Annotated in this window: 22 protein-coding genes; 19 read left to right on the forward strand and 3 right to left on the reverse strand. The window is 69.5% G+C overall.

What is annotated here, in order from left to right:
* Nucleotides 1–23: 23 nt before the first annotated feature.
* The 6 genes from sucC to AB0I81_RS59365 all read left to right on the forward strand — a co-directional run bounded on the left by sucC (nt 24) and on the right by AB0I81_RS59365 (nt 6984).
* Entirely contained in the window at nt 24–1157 is a 1134-nt protein-coding gene (gene sucC, locus AB0I81_RS59340; RefSeq protein WP_360678389.1) for an ADP-forming succinate--CoA ligase subunit beta, read from the forward strand.
* Entirely contained in the window at nt 1158–2030 is an 873-nt protein-coding gene (sucD, locus tag AB0I81_RS59345) for a succinate--CoA ligase subunit alpha (protein ID WP_360678391.1), read from the forward strand.
* On the forward strand, nt 2027–2791 hold the full coding sequence (locus AB0I81_RS59350; RefSeq protein ID WP_360678393.1) for a TIM barrel protein: 765 nt from the start codon (nt 2027–2029) through the stop codon (nt 2789–2791). The genes sucD and AB0I81_RS59350 overlap by 4 nt, the downstream gene beginning before the upstream one ends.
* A complete protein-coding gene (locus AB0I81_RS59355) occupies nt 2788–3648 on the forward strand; it encodes a 2-hydroxy-3-oxopropionate reductase (RefSeq protein WP_360678395.1) in 861 nt (286 codons plus the stop codon). The genes AB0I81_RS59350 and AB0I81_RS59355 overlap by 4 nt, the downstream gene beginning before the upstream one ends.
* 80 nt (nt 3649–3728) lie before the next feature.
* Nucleotides 3729–5432: a glyoxylate carboligase gene (gcl, locus tag AB0I81_RS59360; RefSeq protein WP_360678397.1), complete on the forward strand. Its 1704-nt coding sequence runs from the start codon at nt 3729–3731 to the stop codon at nt 5430–5432.
* A 13-nt stretch (nt 5433–5445) separates the two neighbouring features.
* Nucleotides 5446–6984 (forward strand): aldehyde dehydrogenase family protein, encoded by a 1539-nt coding sequence (locus AB0I81_RS59365; protein ID WP_360678399.1) that lies wholly within the window; start codon nt 5446–5448, stop codon nt 6982–6984.
* 1 nt (nt 6985) lies between these two features.
* On the opposite strand, the gene AB0I81_RS59370 is transcribed toward AB0I81_RS59365, so the two are convergent.
* Nucleotides 6986–7345 (reverse strand): DUF6703 family protein, encoded by a 360-nt coding sequence (locus tag AB0I81_RS59370; RefSeq protein ID WP_360678401.1) that lies wholly within the window; start codon nt 7343–7345, stop codon nt 6986–6988.
* A 58-nt stretch (nt 7346–7403) separates the two neighbouring features.
* Between AB0I81_RS59370 and AB0I81_RS59375 the strand changes: the two genes are divergently transcribed.
* From AB0I81_RS59375 to AB0I81_RS59385, 3 genes are all read left to right on the forward strand, one after another.
* On the forward strand, nt 7404–7691 hold the full coding sequence (locus tag AB0I81_RS59375) for an antibiotic biosynthesis monooxygenase (RefSeq protein ID WP_360678403.1): 288 nt from the start codon (nt 7404–7406) through the stop codon (nt 7689–7691).
* Nucleotides 7692–7784: 93 nt separating this feature from the next.
* Nucleotides 7785–9170, forward strand: coding sequence for a glycine--tRNA ligase (locus AB0I81_RS59380; RefSeq protein WP_360678405.1), 1386 nt, complete (start codon nt 7785–7787; stop codon nt 9168–9170).
* Nucleotides 9171–9465: 295 nt separating this feature from the next.
* A complete protein-coding gene (locus AB0I81_RS59385) occupies nt 9466–12573 on the forward strand; it encodes a M14 family zinc carboxypeptidase (protein ID WP_360678407.1) in 3108 nt (1035 codons plus the stop codon).
* Nucleotides 12574–12658: 85 nt separating this feature from the next.
* Here AB0I81_RS59385 and AB0I81_RS59390 read toward each other — a convergent pair whose 3' ends face one another.
* Nucleotides 12659–13576 carry a dienelactone hydrolase family protein gene (locus AB0I81_RS59390; RefSeq protein ID WP_360678409.1) on the reverse strand — a complete coding sequence of 306 codons (918 nt, stop codon included), beginning with the start codon at nt 13574–13576 and terminating at the stop codon, nt 12659–12661.
* Nucleotides 13577–13688: 112 nt separating this feature from the next.
* Here AB0I81_RS59390 and AB0I81_RS59395 point away from each other — a divergent pair, with 112 nt between their 5' ends.
* From AB0I81_RS59395 to AB0I81_RS59425, 7 genes are read left to right on the forward strand one after another with little or no spacing between them, the layout of a single operon-like run.
* Entirely contained in the window at nt 13689–13835 is a 147-nt protein-coding gene (locus AB0I81_RS59395; protein WP_360678411.1) for a hypothetical protein, read from the forward strand.
* The gene (locus tag AB0I81_RS59400; RefSeq protein ID WP_360678412.1) at nt 13832–14815 is read left to right on the forward strand and encodes a MoxR family ATPase; all 984 of its coding nucleotides are present in this window, start codon (nt 13832–13834) and stop codon (nt 14813–14815) included. Before AB0I81_RS59395 ends, AB0I81_RS59400 begins: the two co-directional genes overlap by 4 nt.
* Nucleotides 14812–15798, forward strand: a complete 987-nt coding sequence (locus AB0I81_RS59405; RefSeq protein ID WP_360678414.1) for a DUF58 domain-containing protein — start codon at nt 14812–14814, stop codon at nt 15796–15798. Before AB0I81_RS59400 ends, AB0I81_RS59405 begins: the two co-directional genes overlap by 4 nt.
* Nucleotides 15795–16739, forward strand: a complete 945-nt coding sequence (locus AB0I81_RS59410) for a VWA domain-containing protein (protein ID WP_360678416.1) — start codon at nt 15795–15797, stop codon at nt 16737–16739. The genes AB0I81_RS59405 and AB0I81_RS59410 overlap by 4 nt, the downstream gene beginning before the upstream one ends.
* Nucleotides 16740–16744: 5 nt before the next feature.
* Nucleotides 16745–17626, forward strand: a complete 882-nt coding sequence (locus tag AB0I81_RS59415; RefSeq protein WP_360678418.1) for a trypsin-like peptidase domain-containing protein — start codon at nt 16745–16747, stop codon at nt 17624–17626.
* Nucleotides 17627–17636: 10 nt separating this feature from the next.
* Nucleotides 17637–18305 (forward strand): response regulator transcription factor, encoded by a 669-nt coding sequence (locus AB0I81_RS59420; RefSeq protein ID WP_360678420.1) that lies wholly within the window; start codon nt 17637–17639, stop codon nt 18303–18305.
* Entirely contained in the window at nt 18302–19471 is a 1170-nt protein-coding gene (locus AB0I81_RS59425) for a HAMP domain-containing sensor histidine kinase (protein ID WP_360678422.1), read from the forward strand. The genes AB0I81_RS59420 and AB0I81_RS59425 overlap by 4 nt, the downstream gene beginning before the upstream one ends.
* Here the strand turns inward: AB0I81_RS59425 and AB0I81_RS59430 are convergent.
* Nucleotides 19463–20818, reverse strand: a complete 1356-nt coding sequence (locus AB0I81_RS59430) for a cytochrome b N-terminal domain-containing protein (RefSeq protein WP_360678424.1) — start codon at nt 20816–20818, stop codon at nt 19463–19465. The genes AB0I81_RS59425 and AB0I81_RS59430 overlap by 9 nt on opposite strands.
* A 229-nt stretch (nt 20819–21047) precedes the next feature.
* Between AB0I81_RS59430 and ppdK the strand changes: the two genes are divergently transcribed.
* The 3 genes from ppdK (at nt 21048) to AB0I81_RS59445 (ending at nt 25088) form a co-directional block, all read left to right on the forward strand.
* Complete coding sequence (gene ppdK / locus AB0I81_RS59435; protein WP_360678426.1) at nt 21048–23714, forward strand: pyruvate, phosphate dikinase; 2667 nt, start codon at nt 21048–21050, stop codon at nt 23712–23714.
* A gap of 700 nt (nt 23715–24414) precedes the next feature.
* Entirely contained in the window at nt 24415–24774 is a 360-nt protein-coding gene (locus AB0I81_RS59440) for a type II toxin-antitoxin system RelE/ParE family toxin (RefSeq protein ID WP_360678428.1), read from the forward strand.
* On the forward strand, nt 24771–25088 hold the full coding sequence (locus AB0I81_RS59445; RefSeq protein WP_360678430.1) for a helix-turn-helix transcriptional regulator: 318 nt from the start codon (nt 24771–24773) through the stop codon (nt 25086–25088). Before AB0I81_RS59440 ends, AB0I81_RS59445 begins: the two co-directional genes overlap by 4 nt.
* Nucleotides 25089–25963: the final 875 nt, after the last annotated feature.

The raw sequence follows: 25963 nt of genomic DNA on the forward strand, positions 1-25963 counted from the left end.
TACCGTCTACAAAGGAGGCTCGAATGGACCTGTACGAATTCCAGGCGAAGGAGCTCTTCGGGCGACACGGGATCCCGGTTCCAGCGGGCCGGGTGGCGGCCACACCGGCCCAGGCCCGCGACATAGCGGCCGAGCTGAACACGCCCGTTGTCATCAAGGCCCAGGTGAAGACCGGTGGACGGGGCAAGGCAGGCGGGATCAGACCGGCGGCGGGGCCGGTCTCGGCCGAGTTGGAGGCCGATCGTGTTCTCGGAATGGACATCAAGGGGCACATCGCGCGCCGGGTGCTGGTGGAGGCCGCGACGGTGCCGTTCGAGGAGTACTACGCGGCCTTCCTGGTCGACCGCGCCGAGGGCGGATTCCTGGCGATGGTGTCGGCGCAGGGCGGCATGGAGATCGAGGAACTGGCCGCCACCGACCCCGACGCCCTGGTGAAACTGTCGATCGACCCCGTGACGGGCGTGGACGCCGACGTCGCCCGGCTGCTGGCCGCCAAGGCCGGCCTGCCCGAGCAGGCGGCCGGGGTGCTGGAGAAGCTCTGGCAGGTGCTGGTCGCGGAGGACGCCCTGCTGGTCGAGGTGAACCCGCTGATCTGCACCACCGACCAGCGGATCGTGGCGCTCGACGGCAAGGTCACCTTGGACGGCAACTCGGACTTCCGGCACGACTGGGAGGAGTACGCGGAACCGTCCGACAGCCTGGAGGACCGCGCCAGGGCCAAGGGCCTCAACTACGTCAAGCTGGACGGCTCCGTCGGCGTGATCGGCAACGGCGCGGGGCTGGTCATGAGCACCCTCGACGTGGTGGCGGGGGCGGGCGCAGACCCGGCGAACTTCCTGGACATCGGCGGCGGCGCGTCCGCCCAGGTGATGGCCGACGGGCTGGAGATCATCCTGGCCGACCCCGACGTGCGCTCGGTGCTGGTCAACGTCTTCGGCGGCATCACGGCCTGCGACGCGGTGGCCAACGGCATCGTCACCGCGCTGCAACTCCTCGGCGAACGCGGCCACGGCAGGCCCATCGTCGTACGGCTGGACGGCAACAACGCCGAGGTGGGCCGGCGCATCCTGAGCGACGCCAGGCACCCGGCCGTCCGCCAGGTCGCAACCATGGACGGCGCCGCCGAGATGGCGGCCAGACTCGCGGCAGGTGCGTAAATGGCGATCTTTCTGACCAGGGACAGCCGGGTCCTCGTCCAGGGCATGACGGGCGCGGAGGGCACCAGGCACACCACCCGCATGCTCGCCGCCGGCACCGACGTGGTGGCCGGCGTGACGCCCGGCAAGGGCGGGCGCTCGGTGGACTTCGGCGAGCGCGCCGTGCCGGTGTTCGGCTCGGTCGCCGAGGCTATGTCGCGGACCGGGGCCGACGTGTCGGTGATCTTCGTACCGCCCCGGTTCACCGCCTCGGCCGTGGAGGAGGCGGTGGCGGCCAAGGTGCCGCTGTGCGTGGTGATCACCGAGGGCGTGCCGGTGCACGACGCCGTACGTTTCCGCGCCCTGGCGAACGGCCGTACCAGGATCATCGGGCCCAACTGCCCCGGGCTGATCAGCCCCGGCCAGTCCTCGGCCGGGATCATCCCCGCCGACATCACCTCCGCCGGGCGCATCGGGCTGGTCTCCAAGTCGGGGACGCTGACGTACCAGCTCATGTACGAACTGCGCGACCTCGGCTTCTCCACCGCCGTCGGCATCGGCGGCGACCCCGTCATCGGCACCACGCACATCGACTGCCTCCAGGCATTCCAGGACGACCCCGACACCGACGCCATCGTGATGATCGGCGAGATCGGCGGCGACGCCGAGGAGCGGGCCGCCGCCTACATCGCGGCGAACGTCACCAAGCCCGTGGTCGCCTACGTCGCCGGCTTCACCGCCCCGGAGGGCAAGACGATGGGGCACGCGGGCGCGATCGTCTCCGGCTCCTCCGGCACCGCCCAGGCCAAGAAGGAGGCCCTGGAGGCGGTCGGCGTACGGGTCGGCAAGACCCCCTCCGAGACCGCCCGCCTGATGCGATCGGCGTTGTCATGAGATTCGACGTCAACCTCTCCATCCTGTTCACAGACTTACCGCTCCTTGAGCGGCCCGCGGCGGCGGCCAAGTGCGGGTTCGACGCCGTCGAGCTGTGGTGGCCGTTCGACGGCCCCGACCCCGGCGGCGCGGCCCTGGCGGAGCTGCGCCAGGCCATCGAGGACGCCGGGGTGCGCCTGGCCGGACTCAACTTCGACGCCGGCGACATGGCGGCGGGCGAGCGCGGCCTGCTCGCCAGGCCCGACGGCTCGGCCCGTTTCCAGGCCAACATCGACGTCGTGGTCCGGCTCGCCGGCGAGCTGGGCTGCCCGGTGCTGAACGCCCTGTACGGCAACGGCCCCGGCACCGACAGGGACCTGGCGGTGGCGAACCTGCGCAGGGCGGCCGACGCGGCGGCCGGCATCGGCGCGACCGTGGTCGTCGAGGCGCTCAACTCCCACGAGAACCCGCTGTACCCGATCACGTCGGCGGGCGCCGCCTTCGAGCTGATCGACCAGGTGGACAGGCCCAACGTGGCCTTCCTGGCCGATCTTTACCACCTGCACCGGATGGGCGAGAACGTACTGGCGCTCATCGACCGGCACGCGGCCAGGTTCGGCCACGTGCAGATCGCCGACGATCCCGGCAGGGGACGGCCGGGGAGCGGGCACATGCCCTACCCGGAGATCTTCGCCCGCCTGGAGGCGGCGGGTTACCGGGGGCACGTCGGCCTGGAGTACCGGCACGAGGGGCCGGGCGCGTTCGACTGGAGGCGACTGTGAACATCGGCTTCGTCGGCCTGGGGATCATGGGCAGCCCGATGGCCGCCAACCTCCTCAAAGCCGGATATTTCGTGACCGGGTATGACGTGTCCGCAGAGCGCGTCGAACAACTCGCCGCGCTCGGCGGCAAGGGCGCGTCGGGCGTGGTGGACGCGGTCGCCGGCGCGGACGTGGTGATCACCATGCTGCCCGATTCGCCGCAGGTGGAGGAGGTCGCACCGCTCGTCATCGAGTACGGCAAGCCGAACCTGCTCTACATCGACATGAGCACGATCAAGCCCGAGACCTCCCGCCGGGTCGCCCGGCAGGCCGCGAGCGCCGGCGTACGGGCCCTGGACGCCCCCGTCAGCGGCGGCGAGCGCGGCGCGATCGACGGCACCCTGTCGATCATGGCCGGTGGCGCGCCGGAGGACTTCGAGGCGGCCAGGCCCGTCCTGGAGCGCCTCGGCGTCACCGTCGTCCACGTCGGCCCGGCGGGTGCGGGACAGACCGTCAAGGCCGCCAACCAGCTCGTCGTCGGCGGCATCTACGGGCTGGTGTCGGAGGCGATCGTGTTGCTGGAGGCGTCGGGCGTGGACCCGGCCGCCGGGCTCGACGTGCTCGCGGGCGGCCTGGCCGGCTCCCGGATCCTGGAGCTCAAGCGGCACACCATGGTCAAGCGGGAGTTCGTCCCCGGCTTCCGCATGGACCTGCACCACAAGGACATGGGCATCGCCCTGGCCGCCGCCCGCGAGGCCGGCGTCAGCCTGCCACTCACCGGGCAGGTCGCCCAGCTCGTCGCGGCCGCCAGAGCCCAGGGCCACGGCTCGCTCGACCACTCCGCCCTGCTGAAGGTGATCGAAAGGCTCAACGCATGAGCGAGCGTAGCGAGAGAACAAGGAACACTGCGAGAAGTTCTTTTGCGGGTGACGAAGGAGCCCGCAAAAGAAGGCCGTGCATGGAGGCCGTGGTGGAGGTGCTGGAGTCGGAGGGCGTGGACACGGTCTTCGGCATTCCGGGCGCGGCCATCCTGCCGCTCTACGCCGCGCTGCAGAACAGCTCGATCAGGCACATCACCGTACGCCACGAGGAGGGCGGCACCCACGCGGCCGACGGCTGGGCCCGGGTCACCGGGAACGTCGGCGTCTGCATCGGCACGTCGGGACCCGCGGGCACCAACATGATCACCGGCCTCTACACCGCGCTGGCCGACTCGATCCCGATGATCTGCGTCACCGGCCAGGCGATGACCTCCAAGCTGCACCAGGAGGCGTTCCAGGCGGTGGACATCGTGGAGATCGCCAAGCCGGTGACCAAGTGGGCGGTGCAGCTCAAGGAGCCCGCGCAGGCGCCGTGGGTGTTCAGGGAGGCGTTCAGGATCGCCCGGTCGGGACGTCCCGGGCCCGTGCTCATCGACCTGCCGATCGACGTCCAGCGCGGCTCCTGCCGCTATGACCGCAACCTGGACGCGCCGCTGCCCGTCGAGGTGCCCAAGCCGCTGCCCAAGGTCGTACGCGCGGCCATGGACCTGCTGGAGGAGGCCGAACGGCCGATCATCCTGGCCGGCGGCGGCGTGATCATCGCCGACGCCTGCGACGAGCTGCGCTCGCTGGCCGAGCACCTTCAGGTCCCGGTGCAGGTGACGCTCATGGGCAAGGGGGCCTTCCCCGAGGACCACCCGCTGTTCGCCGGGATGGCCGGCATCCAGACGCAGACGCGGTGGGGCAACGCCGCGTTCCTGGAGAGCGACCTGGTCCTGGCCGTGGGCGCCCGCTTCGGCGACCGGCACACCGGCGACCTCGACGTCTACCGGCGCGGCCGCAAGTTCGTGCACGTGGACATCGACCCCCTGCAACTCGGCCGGGTCTTCGAGCCGGACCTGGGCGTGGTCGGCCACGCCCGGCCGGTGCTGGCCGACCTGCGCGACGAGGCCCGCCGGCGCGGCGGGCCCAGGAAGCCGGGCAAGTGGGCGGCCAAGGTGGGCGAGCTGCGCGGCACGATGGCACGCAGGGACGACTTCGACGACGTGCCGATCAAGCCGCCCAGGGTGTTCAGGGAGATCAACGAGTACTTCCCGAGGGACACCACGTTCGTCACCGCGATCGGGCTCTACCAGATCTGGTCGGGGCAGTTCCAGACCACGTACCTGCCGCGCCGCTACCTGGTCTGCGGGCAGGCCGGCCCGCTGGGCTGGGAGGTGCCCGCCGCCATGGGGGTCAAGCTGGCCCATCCGGAACGGAACGTCGTGGCGGTGGTCGGCGACTACTCCTTCCAGTTCCTGATGGAGGAGGTGGCGGTGGCGGCGCAGTACCGGGTGCCGTTCGTCATCGTCATGATCAACAACGAGTATCTGGGGCTCATCAGGCAGGCGGAGCTCCCGTACGGCATGAACTACGCCGTCGATCTGCACTACGGCGAGGGCGGCATAGACCATGTCAAGGCCATGGAGGCGTTCGGCTGCCCGGCGCGCAAGGTGGAGCTGCCCGGGGACATCCGCGACGCGCTGGCCTGGGCTTCGGCCGAGGCGGCTGAGAAGCGGCTGCCGGTGCTTGTGGAGGTGATGGTCGAGCGCGAGGCGAACGCGGCCATGGGGCCCTCGCTGGAGGCGATCACCGAGTTCGAGCCGCTGCCCGAGCTGATCACCGCCGACTGGTCCGACTGAGGAGGAGGAGCTCATGCGACTCAAGCCGGGCACATCCTGGCGGGACGCCTACGAGCAGTGCTGCGTGGCGGTCCCCGAAGCCTTCCACGACGACCGGGTGCTGAACCACTGGGGCGGCGTCTGGCACCGCGACGGGCGTCCGGTGCCCGGATTCTCCCCGCTGGACGGCACCGCCATCGCCGGCCCGCCCAGGCTCGACCGGGCGGGCGCGGCCCGTGCGGTGGCCGGCGCGGTGGAGGAGCACCGGCGCTGGCGGCACATCCCGCTCGCCCAGCGCAAGGCGATGGTCATGGCCGCCGTGGAGTCCATGGCCGCGCACCGCGACCTGCTGGCCCTGCTGCTGGTCTGGGAGATCGGCAAGCCGTGGAAGACGGCCCGCGCCGACGTGGACCGCTGCCTGGACGGCGTGCGCTGGTACGCCGGGGAGATCGACCACATGGTGGCCGGGCGGCAGCCGCTGCCGGGCCCGGTCAGCAACATCGCGAGCTGGAACTATCCGATGAGCGTGCTCATGCACGCCATGCTCGTGCAGGCGCTGGCCGGCAACGCGGTGATCGCCAAGACTCCCACGGACGGCGGGTTGTCCTGCCTGACCCTGGCCTGCGCGCTGGCGGTGCGCGAAGGGCTGCCGTTCACGCTGGTCAGCGGGGGAGGCGCGGAGCTTTCGCCGGTGCTGGTGGGCTCGGCCTCGCTGGGGTGCGTGTCGTTCGTGGGTGGCAGGGACGCCGGGGCGAAGGTGGCCACCTCGCTGGCCGACCTCGGCCGCCGGCACGTGCTGGAGCAGGAGGGGCTCAACTGCTGGGGCGTCTGGGAGTACGGGGACTGGGAGCTGCTGTCCCGGCAGATCCGCGGCTCCTTCGACTACGCCAAGCAACGTTGTACGGCCTACCCGCGCTTCGTCGTGCAGCGTTCGCGCTTCCACGAGTTCCTGGGCGCCTACCTGGACGCGGTCGGATCGCTGCGCTTCGGGCATCCGCTGGCGGTGTCGGATCCGGACGACCCGCTGCCGTCGCTCGACTTCGGGCCGCTGATCAACGCCTCGAAGGCCAAGGAACTGGCCGACCAGGTGGACGAGGCGGTGACGAGGGGCGGCGTGCCCATCCATCGCGCGTCGCTGGACAGCGGACACTTCCTCCCCGGCCAGGATATTTCCGCGTACTTCGCTCCGACGGCCCTCCTCAACCCGCCGCCCTCCTCACCCCTGCACCACGCCGAGCCGTTCGGCCCCGTGGACACCATCGTGCTGGTGGACACCGAGGCGGAGCTGCTGGCCGCCATGAACGCCAGCAACGGCGCCCTGGTGGCCACGCTGTCGTGTGAGGAGGAGGAGACCTTCGCCCGGCTGGCGCCCGAGGTGCGGGCCTTCAAGGTCGGCCACAACAGGCCGCGCTCGCGCGGGGACCGCGAGGAGCTGTTCGGCGGGCTCGGCGCTTCGTGGCGCGGCGCGTTCGTCGGCGGCGACCTGCTCGTACGCGCCGCCACCACCGGCCAGGACGGCGAACGCCTGCCGGGCAACTTCCCCAGCTACACGCTGCTGCCCCAGGCGTACTGAGTCAGGAGATCGCCCCGAAGCGGGTCGCCGCCAGCAGGACGAGGAACGTCAGCATGGCGACCCGCAACACCTTCGCGCCGATGCCCAGCGACGGCCACGACAGGTAGGCCAGCCACCCGACGAACGCGAGCACCGGCAGCACCGCCACCCCGCCCAGCGGATTGGCCACGGCGAAGCCCACCAGCAGCAGGATCACCAGCACGACGGGCGCCACCCACCGGGGCACCTGCGTGAACAGGAACGTCATCGGCACCGCGCTGCGCCGCTCGACCGCCTTACGCAGGCCGGTCGCGCCCGGCGTGAAGAACTGCTCGCCCTGCGGCAGCGGGCGCTTGTCGCCGCGTTTGTTTTCGGGGGCCACGTCCAGAGCCTACGGGAGTTCTGGCCACGCGTGGGGCGAGCGCCTTTAGGCTGGTCGCGTGCTCGCCGTGATCCGATACACCGTTCCAGAGTCCCAGTCGCAGGACTTCGTCAAGCAGGGCCACACGATTCTCGACACGTTCGCCGGTCAGCCGGGTTACCTGCGGGGCAGGCTGGCCCGCTCGGTGGACGAGCCCAATCTGTGGGCGTTGGTCACGGAGTGGGAGGGGGCGGGGTTCTATCGAAGGGCGTTGTCCGCCGCCAGAATGGTGATGTATCCGCTGATGATCCTTATGCTCAACGAGCCCAGCGCGTACGAGGACGTCTACACGCGGGACGGGGCGTAGCATAACTCCCGCGCGAGCGCGGGAGTCGTCCCCTAAGCTGGGATCTCACCAATTTCCCTCGCCGACCTCCAGCCGGAAAGAGAATCAACCAAAATGGCACGACGCACCGACGTCATGGACACCATCGTCAGCCTCGCCAAACGCCGCGGGCTCGTATACCCGTCGAGCGAGATCTACGGCGGACTGCGCGCGTCGTGGGACTACGGTCCGCTGGGTGTCGAGCTGAAGAACAACGTCAAGCGGCAGTGGTGGCTGTCGATGGTCCAGTCGCGCGACGACGTGGTGGGCCTCGACTCCTGTGTCATCCTGGCGCCCGAGGTGTGGCGGGCCAGCGGCCACGTCGAAACCTTCACCGACCCGCTGACCGAATGCCTGTCCTGCCACAAGCGCTTCCGCGCCGACCACCTCATCGAGGCGTACGAGGACAAGAACGGCAAGACCCCCGAGAACGGCCTGGCCGACATCACCTGTCCCAACTGCGGCAACAAGGGCACCTTCACCGAGCCCCGGCAGTTCAGCGGCCTGCTCAAGACCTACCTCGGCCCGGTCGAGGACGAGTCGGGCCTGGCCTACCTGCGGCCCGAGACCGCGCAGGGCATCTTCATCAACTACCTCAACGTGCAGCAGTCGGCCCGCAAGAAGATCCCGTTCGGCATCGGCCAGCAGGGCAAGTCGTTCCGCAACGAGATCACGCCGGGCAACTTCATCTTCCGCACGCGTGAGTTCGAGCAGATGGAGATGGAGTTCTTCGTCAAGCCCGGCACCGACGAGGAGTGGCACCAGTACTGGATCGACGAGCGTTTCCGCTGGTACTCCGACCTGGGCATCAACAAGGACAACCTGCGCCTGTACGAGCACCCCGCGGACAAGCTGTCGCACTACGCCAAGCGCACCGTCGACATCGAGTACCGCTTCAACTTCGCCGGCAACGAGTGGGGTGAGCTCGAAGGCATCGCCAACCGCACCGACTTCGACCTCACCTCGCACTCCAAGGCGTCGGGGACCGACCTCAGCTTCTTCGAGCAGGAGAGCGGGGAGCGCTACATCCCCTACGTCATCGAGCCGGCGGCCGGCGTCGACCGCGCCACGCTGACGTTCCTGCTCGACGCCTACACCGAGGACGAGGCGCCCAACGCCAAGGGCGTCATGGAGAAGCGCACGGTGATGCGGCTCGACCACCGGCTCGCGCCGGTCAAGGCCGCGGTGCTGCCGCTCTCGCGCAACGCCGACCTGTCGCCGAAGGCCCGCGACCTCGCCGCGCAACTGCGCCGGCGGTGGAACGTGGAGTTCGACGACGCGGGCGCGATCGGCCGCCGCTACCGGCGGCAGGACGAGATCGGCACGCCGTTCTGCATCACGGTCGACTTCGACACCCTTGAGGACAACGCGGTCACCATCCGCGAGCGGGACACGATGGCTCAGGAGCGCATCGCTCTGGACGGGGTCGAGCAGTACCTCCGTCAGCATCTGAACGACTGATCCTCTTTTCCGAGGGGGCCGCTCTTTCCGGGCGGCCCCCTTTGTCGTGCCGTGGTGAACCACGTGGATGGCCGAGGGTGCGCGCGTCGCGGTGGTGCGGCGGTGAGGCGGAGGAGCGTCTCCCTGGATGGTCGGCCAGGTGGGGCGGTGGGTGGAGTCCAGTTGGCTGTGCCGTAAAAGCAGGATTTGGTTGAAGTTTGACCACATGTGGCCGTCGTGATTGACAAAGGCCCGGCGCACGCGGACATTGCGGGCATCCCTAGTGGCAAATCGGGGGCTTCTTCACGGAGGCGCGATGAAGCGCACATTGATCGTGTTCGCAAGCATGCTCCTGTTACTTGGCTCATTCACGATTCCGCCCGCCTCAGCGGTGCCCAAGCCCGCGGCGGGCCCGGACGGGGTCTTCGTCTATACCGGCGAGCTCACCGCGGAACAGATGGCCACCCTCGTGGCGTCCGGTGTGGACCGCGAGGAGATGCGGATCGTCAAGCGGGCGGACGGCAAGGTCAGCGTTGAGGTGATTCTCGCGTCCGCCCTGGCCGACTCGCTCGCCAAGCAGGGGGTCTCCCTCAAGGCCCAGGCGGTCGGCGCGCGGGCCGCGCAGCAGGCGGACGGGGTGTTCAAGAGGTATGGCGGGGCCGGGGGCATCCGTGAGGAGCTCGTCGCCGCGGCCAACGCCAAGCCCGGCATCGCCAAGGTCGTCGACCTGGGCAACAGCCTGAACGGCACGCCGATCACCGCGATCAAGGTGACCAAGGACGCCCGCAAGCTGCGCGACGGCAGCCGCCCGGCCATCCTCTACTCGGCCGCCCAGCACGCCCGAGAGTGGATCACGCCCGAGATGGTGCGGCGGCTCATGCACCACTTCCTCAACGGCTACGGGACCAACGCCGAGCTGACCCAGCTCGTCAACACCACCGAGTTGTGGTTCCTGCCGGTCGCCAACCCCGACGGCTACGACCACACCTTCACCGAGGGCAACCGCCTGTGGCGCAAGAACCTGCGCGACAACGACGGTGACGGCCAGATCACCAGCAACGACGGGGTGGACCTCAACCGCAACTTCGCCTACAAGTGGCGCTACGACGACGAGGGCTCCTCCAGCCTGTTCTCCAGCCAGACCTACCGCGGCGCGTCCGCGCAGTCCGAGCCGGAGACCGTGGCCTACGACAACCTGACCAAGCGGGTGAAGTTCAGGTACCTGATCAACTACCACTCGGCGGCCATGCTGCTCCTGTACGGGATCAGCTGGCAGCAGGCCACCGTCGCCCCCGACGACGTGATCTTCGAGGCGTTGCTGGGCGACGACGCGAACCCGGCCGTGCCCACGTACGACCCGGACCAGGGCGCCGAGCTCTACACCACCAACGGCGACACCGACGGGCACACGACGAACGTGCGCGGCATCATGTCCATCACGCCCGAGATGTCCACGTGTGAGGCGGCGGCGGCGAAGTACGACGACGACGAGTGGACGGTCGCGGGCTGCGCCGGCGGGCTCGGGTTCACCTTCCCCGACGACGAGCGGCTGATCCAGGAGGAGTTCGCCATGAACGTCCCCCTGGCCGTCGCCACCGCCAAGACCGTGCACACGCCGGACAGGCCGGTCTCCGTGCTCGGGCGTACGGTGCCCGACTTCAGGCCGGACTCCTTCAGCGTCTCCTACGGCGACCCGCAGCCGGTGGCGGTCACCGCCCGCCGGTCGCTGGGCGCCAAGACGCTGCGTTACCGCATCAACGGCGGCCGGACGCACACCAGGTCACTGAGCGAGTGGGACGGCGGCGAGCGCTACGGCGACGAGAACGACCTGTACTTCGCCGAATACCGCGCCAATGTGAGCGGCGCGAGACCCGGTGACAGGGTGGAGGTCTGGTTCACCGGCCACAAGGCCGGCGCCGGCACCGTCTCCAGCGAGCGCTTCACCTACACGCTGGCCAAGGACTCCAGGGCCAAGGTGCTGGTGGTCGCCAACGAGGACTACACCGGCTTCAACCCGGACTATCCGGCCACGGTGACGGCGCCCAAGCACGCGGCCACGTACCGGCAGGCCCTGCAGTCCGCCGGGTACGCCTCCGAGACGTGGGACGTGGACGCCCAGGGCGTGCCGCACCACCTCGGCGTGTTGTCGCACTTCAAGGGCGTGGTCTGGGAGCTCGGCGACAACCGGCTGACCATGGACCAGCAGGACCTGGTCACGGTGACCCCGCTCGGCAACCTGCCCGACGCCGACGTCAAGGCCTCGCAGCAGGACCTGACCATCTCCATCCGCGACTACCTCAACGAGGGCGGCAAGCTCCTCTACACCGGCGAGACCGCCGCGTACTACGGCATTCTCGACACCATCGTCGGCGGCATCTACTACGGCCTCGACGGCGACCCCAACGCCGACTGCGTGGTCACCACCGTTCCGGGGTTGTTCGACGAGTGCCTGCTGCTGGCCGACGACTTCACCCAGTACTACATGGGCATCGCCGGGCGGCTGCCGCGCGCCAACCCCAGCGGCTTCACCGGCGCCGGCCCGCTGGCCGGGATCAGCGGCACGTTCGGCGGCCCCGCCACGGTGGACAACCCGCTGGACGAGGCCGGCGTCCTGCTGCCGATGGGCACGGACTTCCCGAGGTTCACCGGCACGCCGGCGGCCGACTACCAGCTCGGCACCCCGGGACCGTTCGACCCGCCCGAGGGCCAGTGGTACATCTCCGGAGCGCACGGCGACGACGCGTACATGCGGCTGACCAGGACGATCAACCTGGGCTCCGTGACGGCGGCGCAGCAGCCGCAGCTCGCCTTCCAGCTCTCCTTCGACACCGAGCCCGGCTATGACAACGTCATCGTCGAGGCCCACACGGTCGGCCAGGAGAACTGGACCACGCTGCCCGACCTCAACGGCGGCACCGACACCGGGGTGCCGACCGAGTGCGAGGCCGGGTTCTACCTGGAAGAGCACCCGTGGCTGCTGCACTACCTGACCCCGGGCAACCCCTGCACGCCGACCGGCACCTCGGGCGCGTGGAACCGGTTCACCGGCAGCTCGGACGGCTGGCAGCAGGTGGCCTTCGACCTGTCCGCGTACGCGGGGCAGCAGGTCGAGGTGTCGATCAGCTACGTGACCGACCCGTCGACCGGCGGCGTGGGCGCGTTCGTCGACGACACCCGGTTGCTGGTGGGCGGCACGGCGGCGGAGTCCGAGGGCTTCGAGACCGGGCTCGGGCCGTGGGCCATCCCCGGTCCGCCGGCGGGCAGCCCCACCGGCGCGGCCGACTTCGTCCGCGACCAGGCGGACACCACGGCGGCCGTGACCACCAGGGACACGGTGCTGCTCGGCTTCGGGGTGGAGCAACTGGGCAGCGCCGCTGAGCGAAGCGCGGCACTGAGGAAGGTGATGCGGTATCTGATCGGCTGAGCTCACGCGAGGAAGGTGATGCGGTATCTGATCGGCTAGAGCTCACGCACGGGACGGCCACCCTGCGGGGGTGGCCGTCCCCCTTTCATGCCAGGTGGCGGCCGAACCAGTCCAGGACCCGCTCGTACGCCTGAGCCGCCGCCTCCGCGTTGTAACGCTGCCCGGTGTCGTTGAAGAAGGCGTGCCCCACCCCGGGGAAGGTCACCAGCTCGTGCGTCAGTCCCGCCTTGGTCAGGGCGGCCTCGGCGGCGTCCCTGCCGGCGTTGACGCGATCGTCCTGCTCGGCGTAGACACCCAGCACGGCCGCCTTCGTGCCGGTCATGTCCGCGTTGTCCGGCAGCGGCCCGTAGAAGGGCGCGGCGGCCGACAGGCGCGGCTCGGACGACGACAGTAGCAGCCACGTCATTCCGCCGCCGAAGCAGAAGCCCATCATGCCCAGCTTCGCCCCCTCGGCCCGCCTGCCCAACTCGCCCACCGCCGCCTTCATGTCGGCCACGAACCGCTCGTCGGTGATCTCGCCGAGCTTGGCGGTGGCCTGCGCGGTGTCGGCGAATGTCGCGGTGCCGCCCTCGCGTGAGAGCAGGTCGAGGGCCAGCGCCGAGTAGCCGCTGGCGGCCAGGCGACCGGCGACCGAGCGGATGTGATCGGTGAGGCCGCGGTTCTCGTGGATCACCAGCACCGCGCCCCTCTGCTCTGCGGCGGCGGCCCAGGCGGCCTGGAGCGTGGTGCCCTCTGGCCCGTCGAACGTGATCGCCTCCGTCGGCAGCGGCGTGGGCCCGGCGGGGCTGTTGGTGGTGGCCGGGGGCGCTGTGGTGGGGCTCGCCGGGGGAGCGGTGGCCGTGGGGGACTCCGTGGGTGCGCCGCAGGCTGCGAGGAGAGCCGTGGCCGCGGGCAGGCCCAGGCCGAGCAGGGCCAGTCGCCGCAGCGCTTCGCGGCGGGGGATCAGGCCGTCCACGTGGTCGTGGGCGACCTCTTCTGCGAGGTAGCGCTGGATGGGCGTCATGCCGGAGGTGTAACGCCATCGACCGAAAAATCGTGTAAAGGCGGTGGTTACGCGGGCTTTCGCGGTCACTTGATGTCATTCGTCGTACGCCAATACGAGGGACGAGGAATCAATGCGTACATCACGGTTCGCACTTGTGCTGCTCGCCGCCGGCGCGCTGCTCATGACCGCAAGCGCGGCGTTCGCCGACCCCGAGCCGACTGCTCTGGAACTGCGCGTGGTCGTGGACGACTGCCACAAGGGAAGCATCCAGCCATGACGGACACCGCACTGCTCGAACGGGCCCTGTTCGAGGTCAAGAGGGTGATCGTCGGTCAGGACCAGATGGTCGAGCGGCTGCTCGTGGCGGTGCTCGCCAAGGGGCACTGCCTGCTTGAAGGGGTCCCCGGCATCGCCAAGACGCTGGCCGCCGAGACCCTGGCCACGGTGGTCGGGGGGACGTTCGCCCGGATCCAGTTCACGCCCGACCTGGTGCCGGCCGACATCGTCGGCACCAGGATCTACCGGCCCTCCACCGAGACGTTCGACGTCGAGCTCGGGCCGGTCATGGTCAACCTGCTGCTCGCCGACGAGATCAACAGGGCGCCCGCCAAGGTGCAGTCCGCCCTGCTGGAGATCATGGCCGAGCGCCAGGTCAGCATCGGCGGCGTCACGTACGAGGTGCCCAGGCCCTTCCTGGTGCTGGCCACCCAGAACCCCATCGAGTCCGAGGGCGTCTACCACCTGCCCGAGGCCCAGCGGGACCGCTTCCTGCTGAAGATCGACGTGGACTATCCCAGCGAATCGGAGGAGCTGGCGATCGTCTACCGCATGAGCGTCGACCCGCCCGCCGCCCAGAACGTTCTGGACCCGGCGCAGGTGGTCGCCATGCAGCGCCGGGCCGAGGAGGTCTTCGTGCACCACGCGGTCGCCGAGTACGCCGTCCGGCTCGTCTACGCCACCCGCGACCCCGACCGGTACGGGGTGCAGGACGTCGCCCGGCTGCTGGCCTTCGGCGCGAGCCCCAGGGCCACGCTCGGACTGCTGGCGGCGGGCCGGGCGCTGGCGCTGCTGCGGGGGCGCGACTACGTGCTGCCGGAGGACGTACGGGACTTGGCGCACGACGTCATGGCCCACCGGCTCGTGCTCTCCTTCGACGCGATGGCGGAAGGGATCATGCCCAGGCAGATCGTGGACCGGGTGCTGGCGGCGGTTCCACTGCCCATCATCGCGCCCCAGCAGCAGGACGCCGTGGCATGAAGCCGTACCTGATGGCCGAGCCCGCGCTGCGCAGGCTCGAACTGACGATCACCAGGAGGCTGGATGGGCTGCTCCAGGGCGAACACCTCGGCCTGCTGCCCGGTCCGGGCAGCGAACCGGCGGAGGCACGGCCCTACCGGCCGGGCGACGACGTGCGGCGGATGGACTGGAACGTCACCGCCCGCACGAACGAGCCGCACGTCCGTGACCTGGTCGCGGACCGGGAGCTGGAGATCTGGGCGCTGCTCGACGCCACCGCCAGCATGGACTTCGGGACCGCGGCGATGGAGAAGCGGGAGCTGGCGTTGTCCGCCCTGGCCGCGGTCGGCTTCCTCACCCAGCGGACCGGCAACCGGATCGGCACCCACCTGCTGCACGGCGGCGGCGTCAGGACGCTGCCCGCCAGGACGGGCCGGCCGCACCTGATGGCGCTGCTGCAGGCCGCCTTCGCCCTGCCGCGCACCCCGCCAGGCGTGCGTGAGCCGCTGATCGGCGTCGCGGCCGAGCAACTCGGCCGGGTGGTACGCCGCCGCGGCCTGGTCGTCGTGGTGTCGGACTTCCTCGACGCCCCCGAGACCTGGGAGCTGCCTCTGCGCAGGCTCACCGCCCGGCACCAGGTGCTGGCGGTGGAGGTGGTGGACCCGCGCGAGCTGACGCTGCCGGACGTGGGCATCCTCACGCTGATCGACCCCGAGACGGGACGGCGGCGCGAGGTCGCGACCGGGAACGCGCGGCTGCGGCGCAGGTACGCCGAGGCCGCGGCCGGGCAGCGCGACGCCATCGACCGCGCGCTGCGCCGGGCCGGGGCCACCCACCTGCGGCTGCGTACGGACCGGGACTGGGTGCGCGACCTGATGCGGCACGTCATGCGCCAGCGCCGCCTGGCCGCCCTCGCCGCCGGCCCCGGCCTGCACCGGGAACGCCCACCTGACGCCGGAGGCCCGCCTGAAGCTCCGTCGGGTGAGGGAGGTGACGCGGCATGAGCCTCATCGCACCGCTCTGGCTGCTGCTGCTCATCCCGGTGGCCCTGCTGGCTGTCGCGTACGTGCTCATGGCGCTGCGCAGCAGAACCTCCTACGCCGTCCGCTTCACCAACCTCGACCTGCTCGACAAGGTGGCCCCGCGGCGGCCCGGCTGGCGCAGGCATGTGCCCGCGGCGGCGCTGCTGCTCATGTTCGCCCTGCTCGTGGTGGGTTTCGCCCGCCCCACGGCCGAGCTGCAGGTGCCGAGGGAGCGGGCCACGATCATGGTGGCGTTCGACGTGTCGGCCTCCATGGGCGCGACCGACGTCTCGCCGAACCGGTTCGAGGCGGCCAAGCAGGCGGCCAGGCAGTTCGTCCAGGGGCTGCCGGAACGGTTCAACCTGGGCCTGGTGTCGTTCTCATCCGACGCCTCCGTCGCCGTGCCGCCCACCCTGGACCGGCAGACGGTGCTGGGCGCGATCGACCGGCTCGACCTGGACTCCGGCACCGCCATCGGCGAGGCCGTCTACTCCTCGCTGGAGGCCATCGCCTCGCTGGACGCGCAGGAGGAAGCGCCGCCCGCGCACATCGTGCTGCTGTCGGACGGCTCCAACACCACCGGCCGCACGGTGAGCGACGCGGCGAACGAGGCGTCCTCGCGGGGCGTGCCCGTCACCACGATCGCCTACGGCACGGCGGAGGGCACCATCAGCCTGTCGGGCAACGAGGTCCCCGTGCCGGTGGACGGGCCCGCGCTGCGGGATCTGGCCGAGGCGGCCGGGGGTGGTTTCTACGAGGCGGCCAGCGGCAGCGAACTGCAGGCCGTGTACGAGGACATCGGCACCTCGGTCGGCTACCGTACCGAGGTCCAGGAGGTCTGGCAGTGGTTCGTGGGGGCGGGGCTGATCTTCGCGCTGATCGCGGCGGCGACGTCGATGTTGTGGTTCTCGAGGCTGCCATGAGGGGGATGGGCCGGCCGCGCGGGCCGGAGTTCCAGACACTGCCGCTGTACGTCCGCCAGGAGGTCCCGCGCGACGGCGTACCGACCGCACCGCCTCCGATCATCGGGCCGCCACCCAAGCCCGCGACCACCCCTGTCACCCCCACGACGTCGCCGCCCCGGGGACGCATCCTGCTGGCCGCCGCGCTCGTCGCGGCGCTCACCGGGGTGGCGGCGGGCGCGGCGGGGGCTCGGCTCTTCGAAGGGTCCGAGCCGGCCCCCGCCGCCGCCCTCCCGAGGGTGGCCCCCGCGCCGTCGGCCGGCCTGACCGGGCTGAGCGCGACGGCGGCCCGGGTGCTGCCGAGCGTGGTCTCCATCGAGACGGGCCGTACGGGCGGCACCGGCTTCGTGGTGGACGACCGCGGTCACATCCTCACCAACGCGCACGTCGTCAGCGGCAGCACCTCGGTGACCGTGGTGCTCAACGACGGCAGCCGGCTGTCGGCCAGGGTGGCCGGCGCGGACGACGACGAGGACCTGGCAGTGCTGGAAGTGGACTATCCGCGGGAGCTGACGCCCGCCACGCTCGGCAGGTCCGCCGACCTGTCCGTAGGCGACCAGGTGCTGGCCATCGGCTCGCCGCTGGGCCTGTCCGGCACGGTCACCGCCGGCATCGTCAGCGCGCTGGACAGGGAGGTACGGCTGGGCGGCTCCCGTCGTACGGCCGTGCAGACCGACGCCTCCATCAACCCGGGCAACTCCGGCGGCCCGCTGGTGAACGCCCGAGGCGAGGTGGTGGGAGTGAACACCGCGATCGCGGCGTCCCGTGGAGGTGGGAACATCGGCATCGGTTTCGCCATCCCCATCGACAGGGCGGCGCCCATCGCGGAACGAATCATCCGAAACTAGGGTGCTGGGCATGCGACTGCTGGTGGTTGAGGACGAGGAGGACCTGGTCGACGCGTTGCGCGTTGGCCTCGTCCGCGCCGGGTACGCGGTGGACGTCGCCTACGACGCGCCCTCCGCGCACGAGAAGCTGCAGGTCAACACCTACGACCTGGTCCTGCTCGACCTCAACCTGCCCGGCGGCGACGGTTTCCAGCTCTGCCGCGCCGCGCGCGCGGCCGGAAAGGGCGTGCGCATCATCATGGTGACCGCCCGCGACCGGCTGGACGACCGCGTCCGCGGCCTCGACGAGGGCGCCGACGACTACCTGGTCAAGCCCTTCGCCTTCCCCGAACTGCTGGCCAGGGTCCGGGCGCTGCTGCGCAGGGACGCCGCCGGCGGCGGCACCTCCGTACTGGAGGTCGGCGGCCTGCGGATCGACACCGCCAGGCTGGAGGTCTCGCTGGACGGCAGGTCGCTGGCGCTCACCCCCAAGGAGTACGGCGTGCTGCACTACCTGATGACCAGGCCGGGACACGTCGTGTCCGCCGAGGAACTGCTCGAACACGTCTGGGACGAGCACACCGACCCGTTCACCAGCACCGTCCGCGTCACGGTCGGAAACCTGCGCCGCAAGCTGCAGGAAGAGGGCCTGATCGAGACCGTGATCAGCCGGGGCTACCGGTTGAAGGAGCCGACATGATCCACACCATCCGCTTCCGGATCACGGTGCTCTATTCCGGCCTGTTGTTCGTGCTGGCCACCCTGGTGCTCGGCGGCATCTACTACGCCATGTCCAAGACCACCCAGCAACGGCCGGTCACCACCGAGTTCGCCAAGACCTACAGCGGCAACCAGTACCTCGGCAAGCGCGAGGTGGTCTTCGTGGAGGAGGTCGAGAACGCGGTCAACGTCGCGACGATGGACACGCTGCGCACGTACTCGCTGCTCACCCTGGCCGGCCTGTATGCGGCCAGCCTGGGCATCGGCTGGGTGCTCGCGGGCCGGGTGTTGCGTCCCGTCCGGTCGATCACCCGTACGACGGAGGAGATCCAGGCCACCGACCTGCAGCGGCGCATCGAGCTGCACGGGCCGCGCGACGAGCTGAAGGACCTGGCCGACACCATCGACACCATGCTGGACCGGCTGGAGGAGGCGTTCCGCGCGCAGCGGCAGCTCATCGACGACGCCTCGCACGAGTTGCGCAGCCCCCTGACCATCATCAGGGCCAACGTGGACGCGGTGCTGGCCGCCCCCGACGCCAGCGAGGAGGAACGGGCCAGGGCCGTGGTGATCGTGGACCGCGCGACCACCCGGATGACCAGGCTGGTGGAGGACCTGCTGGCCACCGCGCGGCGGCAGGGCGCCGCGTTCGCCGACGCCGACCTCGACCTGGCCAGGGTGGTGGGGGAGGCGTGCGAGGAGTACGCCACACCGGCCGCCGAGCGCGAGGTGACGATCACCCGCGAGCTGGGCGCCGGGCTGGAGATGGCCGGTGACGCCGACGCGCTGCGCCGCGCCGTGTCCAACCTGCTGTCCAACGCCGTACGCCTGTCGCCGTCCGGCGGCACGATCCGGGTCGGGGCGGGCAGGACGGAGGGCTGGTTGTGGGTGGCGGTCGGCGACGACGGCCCCGGCCTGCGGGAGGCCGACCAGGCGCGGGTGTTCGACCGCTTCTGGCGCGGCGAGGCCAGCCGCAGGGACCGCCACACGGGCCTCGGCCTGGCCATCGTCAGGCAGATCGTGGAGTCGCACGGAGGGCGTGCCGGGGTGTTCTCGCAGGTCGGCGAGGGGGCGACGTTCGTGCTCTGGCTCCCTCCGCGAGACGGTGTGCCCGGGGTGCCGCCCGAGCACAACCCGCTACGCTGACCTTCTGCGGCACACGGCCCGGGTGATCAGGAAGGCCACCACCGGCAGCACGAACACCGCCACCCGCAACCCCGCGACGACCAGCTCGTACGTGCTCTGCGGCACGGTCAGCAGCGCCGGCGGCGCGGGCGGCGGAGCGGGGAACCCGGGCGCGGAGTGCATCACGGGCGGCACCGCCGAAACCCACATCCCCGCCCACAACACCACGAAGAACGTGATCACCGCGACGCCCAGCGCCGTGCGGACCGGGACCTGCGAGGGCCGGTCCAGCAGGTGGTGGTAGTCGCCGTCGCCGGTGTAGCGGCGCTCGATGAACGGGTAGAAGAACAGGACACCGAAGAAGGCCAGCAGGATCAGCGGGGGTATCCAGAGCCCGAGCTGCACCACGTACGAGCCGATCGGGATCTCCCACCCCGGCACCAGCCGCTGCGCGCCCTCCAGCACCCCGTAGTACCAGAACGGCTGCGCCGAGGGAGGATAGGCGTGCTCCCGGTAGGCCCCGTGCTCCCACACCGGGTTGACCCGCACGAACGTGGCCAGCAGCGCGACGAACCCCAGCGTGAACAGGGCCGTGGCGCCGTTCTTGACCGCGAAGTAGGGGAAGAACGGCCCGCCGGTCACCGTGTTCTCGTCGGTGGCCGTGGCCCGCCGCTCGGTGTGCTTCTGCCGCCAGGTGAGGATCAGCGCGTGCAGCGGCACGACGGCCAGCAGGATGCCCGGGACGAGCAGCACGTGCAGCAGGAAGAGCCTGGGCACCACGTCACCGGGGAAGTCGGTGCCGCCGAACGCGAACGACGCCAGGTAGGTGCCGATCAGCGGGACCGACAGCAGCACGCCCTGCGCCTGCTTCAGCCCGGAGAAGGCGAGCTGGTCGCCCAGCATCGACACCCCGGCGAAGGAGTTGAACAACACCAGCGCGAACAGCACCACGCCCAGCATCCAGCTCAGCTCGCGCGGCTTCCTGAACGCGCCGGTGAAGAAGACCCGGCACAGGTGCGCCACGATCGCCAGCACGAACACGGTCGCCGACCAGTGGTGCAGCTGGCGCATCAGCAGCCCGCCGCGCACCTCCAGGCTGATCTCCCGTACCGACTCGAACGCCACGTCCGGGTTGGGTTTGTAGAACAGCGTCAGGAAGACACCGGTCAGCAGCAGGAACACGAACGAATACAGGGCCAGCTCCCCGAGCAGGAACGACCAGTGGCTCGGGAACAGCTTGCGGAGCTGGGGCCGCAGCCAGCGGCCGAGCGGCAGGCGGTCGTCGAGGTAGATCGCCGAGTCGACGGCGGCCTTGGCCGAACCGGCCACGAAACGAGGGCGCCGCTTGGGCTTGGTAGGAGTGGCCATGGGGGCCTCCTGGTGGGGGTGTGATCTGATTCTGCACCCGCTTCCCGTCTTTCTCAAGAATTGGTTTAAACCAATTGGTCTAATCCAATTTTTGGTAGTTCGGTCGTATAATTGGATTAGACCTGTCGTAGACCGTTTACCAGCACAAATGCTGACTTAAGCGAGGAGTGCAGTTTCATCATCAATTTCACCGGTAGAGTCCGGGCAGAGGCGCAGGATTGGAGCTGTGGTGGCCAAGTACGTTTACAACTTCACTGAGGGCAACAGGAATCTCAAAGATCTTCTCGGCGGCAAGGGAGCGAACCTCGCCGAAATGGTCAATCTCGGGCTGCCCGTTCCCCATGGATTCACCATCACCACCGACGCGTGCCGCCACTATCTGGCGGAGGGCTCCGTACCGGCCGGGCTGGACCAGGAGGTCGCCGGCCACCTCAAGGCGCTTGAGTCCGAGATGGGCAGGAAGCTCGGCCAGGCCGACGACCCGCTGCTGGTGAGCGTTCGTTCAGGGGCGAAGTTCTCCATGCCCGGCATGATGGAGACCGTGCTCAACATCGGGCTCAACGACGAGTCCGTGCACGGCCTGGCCAAACAGTCCGGCGGCAACGAGCGCTTCGCCTGGGACTCCTACCGCCGGCTGATCCAGATGTTCGGCAAGACCGTGCTCGGCATCGACGGCGACCTGTTCGAGCAGGCACTGGACGAGCTGAAGGGCCGCCGCCAGGACACCGACCTGAGCGCGCCGGAGTTGCAGCAGCTCGTGGAGACGTACAAGGGCGTCGTACGCGAGCAAACCGGCAAGGACTTCCCCTCCGACCCGCGCGAGCAGATGCGCCTGGCCGTCATGGCCGTCTTCGACTCCTGGAACGCGCCGCGCGCCATCCTCTACCGCCGCCAGGAACGCATCCCCGCCGACCTCGGCACCGCCGTGAACATCATGGCCATGGTCTTCGGCAACTACGGCAACGACTCCGGCACCGGCGTGGCCTTCACCCGCGACCCCGGTTCGGGCCGGCAGGGCATCTACGGCGACTACCTGCAGAACGCCCAGGGCGAGGACGTGGTGGCCGGAATCCGCAACACCATCCCCCTGGAAGACCTCGAACACCTCGACAAGCCCTCCTACGACCAGCTCGTCGGCATCATGGAGACCCTGGAGAACCACTACAGGGACCTGTGCGACATCGAGTTCACCATCGAGCACGGCAAGTTGTGGATGTTGCAGACCAGGGTCGGCAAGCGCACGGCGGCGGCCGCGTTCTGCATCGCCACCCAGCTCGTGGACCAGGGCCTCATCACGATGGACGAGGCCGTCACCCGCGTCACCGGCGACCAGCTCGCCAACCTCATGTTCCCCCGCTTCGACGCGAACGCCGAGAAGAAGAAGATCGCCAAGGGCATGAACGCCTCGCCGGGCGCCGCCGTCGGCAAGGCCGTCTTCTCCTCCGAGCGCGCCGTGGAGCTGTCCTCGCAGGGCGAAGAGGTCATTCTGGTACGCCGCGAGACCAACCCCGACGACCTGGCCGGCATGATCGCCGCCAAGGGCATCCTGACCAGTCGCGGCGGCAAGACCTCGCACGCCGCCGTGGTGGCCCGGGGGATGGGCAAGACGTGCGTGTGCGGCGCGGAGGAGCTGGAGGTGCTGACGGCCGAGCACCGCTTCATCGCTCCCGGCGACGTGGTGGTCTCCGAAGGGGACGTCATCTCCATCGACGGTACGACCGGAGAGATCTTCCTCGGGGAGGTGCCGGTCGTGGACTCGGCCGTGGTCGAGTACTTCGAAGGCGCCCAGGAGCCTGTCGACGGCTTCGACGGGGCCCAGGAACTGGAGGACGACCTGGTCAGGGCGGTGGACCGGATCATGCGCCACGCGGACCAGGCCCGCAGGCTCGGCGTACGGGCCAACGCCGACACCCCGGACGACGCGGCCCGCGCCCGTCGCTTCGGCGGGCAGGGGATCGGGCTGTGCCGTACCGAGCACATGTTCCTGGGCGAACGCCGCCAGCTCGTGGAAGACCTGGTCCTCGCCACGACCGACGGGGCCCGCCAGGCCGCCCTGGACGCCCTGGAGCCCCTCCAGAAGGCCGACTTCATCGGCATATTTCAGGCTATGGAGGGTGACCCCGTCACCATCCGCCTCATCGACCCGCCCCTGCACGAGTTCCTGCCGGACATCGTGGAGCTGTCCATCAAGGCCGCCACGGGCCAGGCCACCGACAAGGACCGCAAACTCCTGACCGCCGTCAAGCGCCTGGACGAGCAGAACCCGATGCTGGGCCTGCGCGGCGTCCGCCTCGGCCTGGTCATCCCCGGCCTGTTCGCCATGCAGGTCAGGGCCATCGCCCAGGCCGCCGCCGAGGTGCCCGGGGCGCGGCCGGAGATCATGATTCCGCTGGTGGCGGCCGTACAGGAGCTGGAGTCGGTACGCGAGGAGGCCGTCAAGATCCTCGCGGACGCCGGCGTCTCCGCCCTGATCGGCACCATGATCGAAGTCCCCAGAGCCGCTCTCACGGCGGCCCAGATAGCCGAATCCGCCGAATTCTTCTCCTTCGGCACCAACGACCTGACCCAGATGGCATGGGGCTTCTCCCGGGACGACGTGGAATCGGCCTTCTTCTCCCGCTACCTCGACCTCGGCATCTTCGGCGTCTCCCCCTTCGAGACCATCGACAGGGAGGGCGTCGGCCGCCTGATGCGGATCGCCGTCGAGGAAGGCCGCTCAGCCCGCCCGGACCTGCACCTGGGGATCTGCGGCGAACACGGCGGCGACCCCGACTCCGTCCACTTCTGCCACGACATCGGCCTCGACTACGTCTCCTGCTCCCCCTTCCGCATCCCAGTGGCCCGCCTGGAAGCAGGCCGAGCCGCCCTAACCAACACCACCTCCGACACCCGCTAACCCCCACCCATGGACCGCCCACCCCGATCCGGCATCGGCGGCCAGCCCGCCCGTGGGCTGGTTACCGGCTGGGCTGGCGACGCCCGCCCTGGTTCGGCCTCGCCTCCGGCATCGGCCACCAGCCCACCCGTTGCCCGGGTTACTTGGTGGGCCGTCTGATGTCCGCCCCGAATGGTCCTCGCCTCCGGCGAGGGCTGTTCTTCCTGGGGGCGCCTTCGGCGCGCGAGCAGGCCTTCCCATGGGGCGCTTCGCGCAGAAGAACTCAGGCGCCCTTTCAGGCGCCTGCGGCGCCCCAGCGCCTGCCAGCTATCGGCTTGCCCGTTGCCTCTATCAAGCTGACCTCGAAAGCCCTCCCTTGAGCTTTCGTCATCCAAGGCGTGGTCGGCTGAGTGGCCCGGCTGAAGGTTGAATTGCATGCTGTGGTCGGCATGCTGGCGCGGCTGCCACGTTGGGTGGGCGGGTTCCACAGTCCGCCGATGTTTCCTTTCTTCCAGCCTGTGGCCGGTCAGATTCAGCGGGCTGGTCAGCTCGGCGCCCCAGGCGCCGTGCCGCCTGTACCGGTCGGTGTCGTAGGCGGGCGTCCATGCGCTGGCGGCAGGTGGAGGACTGCCTGCTGCACCTCTCCGGTGAAAGTGAAACCGACCGATGCGCTGATGCGGGAACTACGTACAGCAGTATACCGTTCGCTATACTGCTGTCCGTGGCAGACGAATGGGACGTCTTCATCGTCGATGAGGTGCGCGAGTGGATCGAGCAACTCGACGACGCAACACACAGACGTGTTGTGCAAGCGATCGACGCGCTTGCCGAAGGAGGGCCAGGTCTGGGACGACCGCTGGTCGATACGATCACCGCTTCACGTCTGCAGAACTTGAAGGAGCTTCGGCCGGGAACTGTGCGAATCTTGTTCGCTTTCGATCCATGGCGATCCAGCATCCTGCTTGTCGCAGGTGACAAGGCCGGACAGTGGAACCCTTGGTACAGGCAGGCCATCCCCATCGCTGAGCAGCGCTACGAGATCTACATCAAGGAACGGCAGGCGGAGGAGAGCGGATCATGACAGGGTATGCACGCTGGAAGGACATTCGAACTGAGCATGTCGAACGTGCCGGCGGCGAGGACGTCGTCGAGGCCGGTAAGCAGGAACTCCTCGCCAAGGTACAAGGGCACCGGCTTGCTGAAATCCGCCGTAGTCGAGGGCTGACCCAACAGGCCCTCGCGCAGCGCATGGGAGTCACCAAGGGCCGCATTTCGCAGATCGAGCAGGGCAAGATCTCGGGGCAGGACGTGCTCGCCCGATACGCCACCGCTCTGGGTGGTCGGCTTCATCAGTCGATCTACTTTGACGATGGTGACATTGCTGCCATCGCCTGAGGCGCGGCGAGAGGCCCGTATGTGCTGGCTGCCTTGGCAGATCATGGGACGCATCCTGTCGGTCTTGCATATTCCTATCAGTCTGAACGTCACGATGTTGGAGCGTTCTCCTTCCGCAGAGTTGACAGCTGTGAAGAATTAGGGCGTTGCGGCCCTGTCGCATCGATCTTCCCCATGGGCATCAAGGTGATAGGTAAGTTGAATCACCGGAGCGCTGCAGGAGGGCAAAGGCGGCCGTGGAAACATCCCAAGTCAAGCGAGCGGTCGACGCAGCCGCGGCCACTGCCGCCGCACTCGGCCTTCGCGTTGATGATGCGGTTGTCATTCACAATTCTGACCGCATCGCCGTGCGTCTGACTCCCTGCGACGTTCTCGCCCGGGTAGCGCCATCAGCGTGGCGAGCGGGCATGCAGTTCGAAGTAGAGGTCGCCCGCCGTCTCGCGGACACCGACAGTCCGGTAGGTGAGCTTGAGCCTCGCGTGGACCCCGGAGTCCACGTACGCGACGCCTTCGCCATCACGCTATGGACCTTCTATCAGCCTGTCATTGCGGACCCGGACCAACGAACCGGCCCGGCGTACGAGCATCTTGGGATGTCCACCAACCTCCCGCCGGCGGACTACGCTTACGCACTCGTCCGCTTCCACCGAGGCCTACGCCAGGTCGACCTGGCGGCACCTCACATCACCGCCCGAATCGATGATTGGGCGGCGGGGCTTGTCGACCGGGAACGGACTCCAGAACTTCGCGATCGTGACCGTGAACTGCTCATCGACACACTGAACCTTTTTCAGGCTCCGCGGCGAGTGCCCTGGTCACAGCATGATCGCGATGCCGTGGTTCGACCGGTAACAGCAAGAAGCTCCTGGTAGACG

This window comes from Nonomuraea sp. NPDC050404 (assembly GCF_040655495.1).
Lineage (GTDB): Bacteria > Actinomycetota > Actinomycetes > Streptosporangiales > Streptosporangiaceae > Nonomuraea.

What these genes read in the sequence shown, in the direction of transcription:
- sucC (WP_360678389.1), top strand. Translation starts at nt 24, where the DNA reads ATGGACCTGTACGAATTCCAGGCGAAGGAGCTCTTCGGGCGACACGGG.
- sucD (WP_360678391.1), top strand. Translation starts at nt 1,158, where the DNA reads ATGGCGATCTTTCTGACCAGGGACAGCCGGGTCCTCGTCCAGGGCATG.
- AB0I81_RS59350 (WP_360678393.1), top strand. Translation starts at nt 2,027, where the DNA reads ATGAGATTCGACGTCAACCTCTCCATCCTGTTCACAGACTTACCGCTC.
- gcl (WP_360678397.1), top strand. Translation starts at nt 3,729, where the DNA reads ATGGAGGCCGTGGTGGAGGTGCTGGAGTCGGAGGGCGTGGACACGGTC.
- AB0I81_RS59365 (WP_360678399.1), top strand. Translation starts at nt 5,446, where the DNA reads ATGCGACTCAAGCCGGGCACATCCTGGCGGGACGCCTACGAGCAGTGC.
- AB0I81_RS59380 (WP_360678405.1), top strand. Translation starts at nt 7,785, where the DNA reads ATGGCACGACGCACCGACGTCATGGACACCATCGTCAGCCTCGCCAAA.
- AB0I81_RS59385 (WP_360678407.1), top strand. Translation starts at nt 9,466, where the DNA reads ATGAAGCGCACATTGATCGTGTTCGCAAGCATGCTCCTGTTACTTGGC.
- AB0I81_RS59390 (WP_360678409.1), bottom strand. Translation starts at nt 13,576, where the DNA reads ATGACGCCCATCCAGCGCTACCTCGCAGAAGAGGTCGCCCACGACCAC.
- AB0I81_RS59395 (WP_360678411.1), top strand. Translation starts at nt 13,689, where the DNA reads ATGCGTACATCACGGTTCGCACTTGTGCTGCTCGCCGCCGGCGCGCTG.
- AB0I81_RS59400 (WP_360678412.1), top strand. Translation starts at nt 13,832, where the DNA reads ATGACGGACACCGCACTGCTCGAACGGGCCCTGTTCGAGGTCAAGAGG.
- AB0I81_RS59405 (WP_360678414.1), top strand. Translation starts at nt 14,812, where the DNA reads ATGAAGCCGTACCTGATGGCCGAGCCCGCGCTGCGCAGGCTCGAACTG.
- AB0I81_RS59410 (WP_360678416.1), top strand. Translation starts at nt 15,795, where the DNA reads ATGAGCCTCATCGCACCGCTCTGGCTGCTGCTGCTCATCCCGGTGGCC.
- AB0I81_RS59415 (WP_360678418.1), top strand. Translation starts at nt 16,745, where the DNA reads ATGGGCCGGCCGCGCGGGCCGGAGTTCCAGACACTGCCGCTGTACGTC.
- AB0I81_RS59420 (WP_360678420.1), top strand. Translation starts at nt 17,637, where the DNA reads ATGCGACTGCTGGTGGTTGAGGACGAGGAGGACCTGGTCGACGCGTTG.
- AB0I81_RS59425 (WP_360678422.1), top strand. Translation starts at nt 18,302, where the DNA reads ATGATCCACACCATCCGCTTCCGGATCACGGTGCTCTATTCCGGCCTG.
- AB0I81_RS59430 (WP_360678424.1), bottom strand. Translation starts at nt 20,818, where the DNA reads ATGGCCACTCCTACCAAGCCCAAGCGGCGCCCTCGTTTCGTGGCCGGT.
- AB0I81_RS59445 (WP_360678430.1), top strand. Translation starts at nt 24,771, where the DNA reads ATGACAGGGTATGCACGCTGGAAGGACATTCGAACTGAGCATGTCGAA.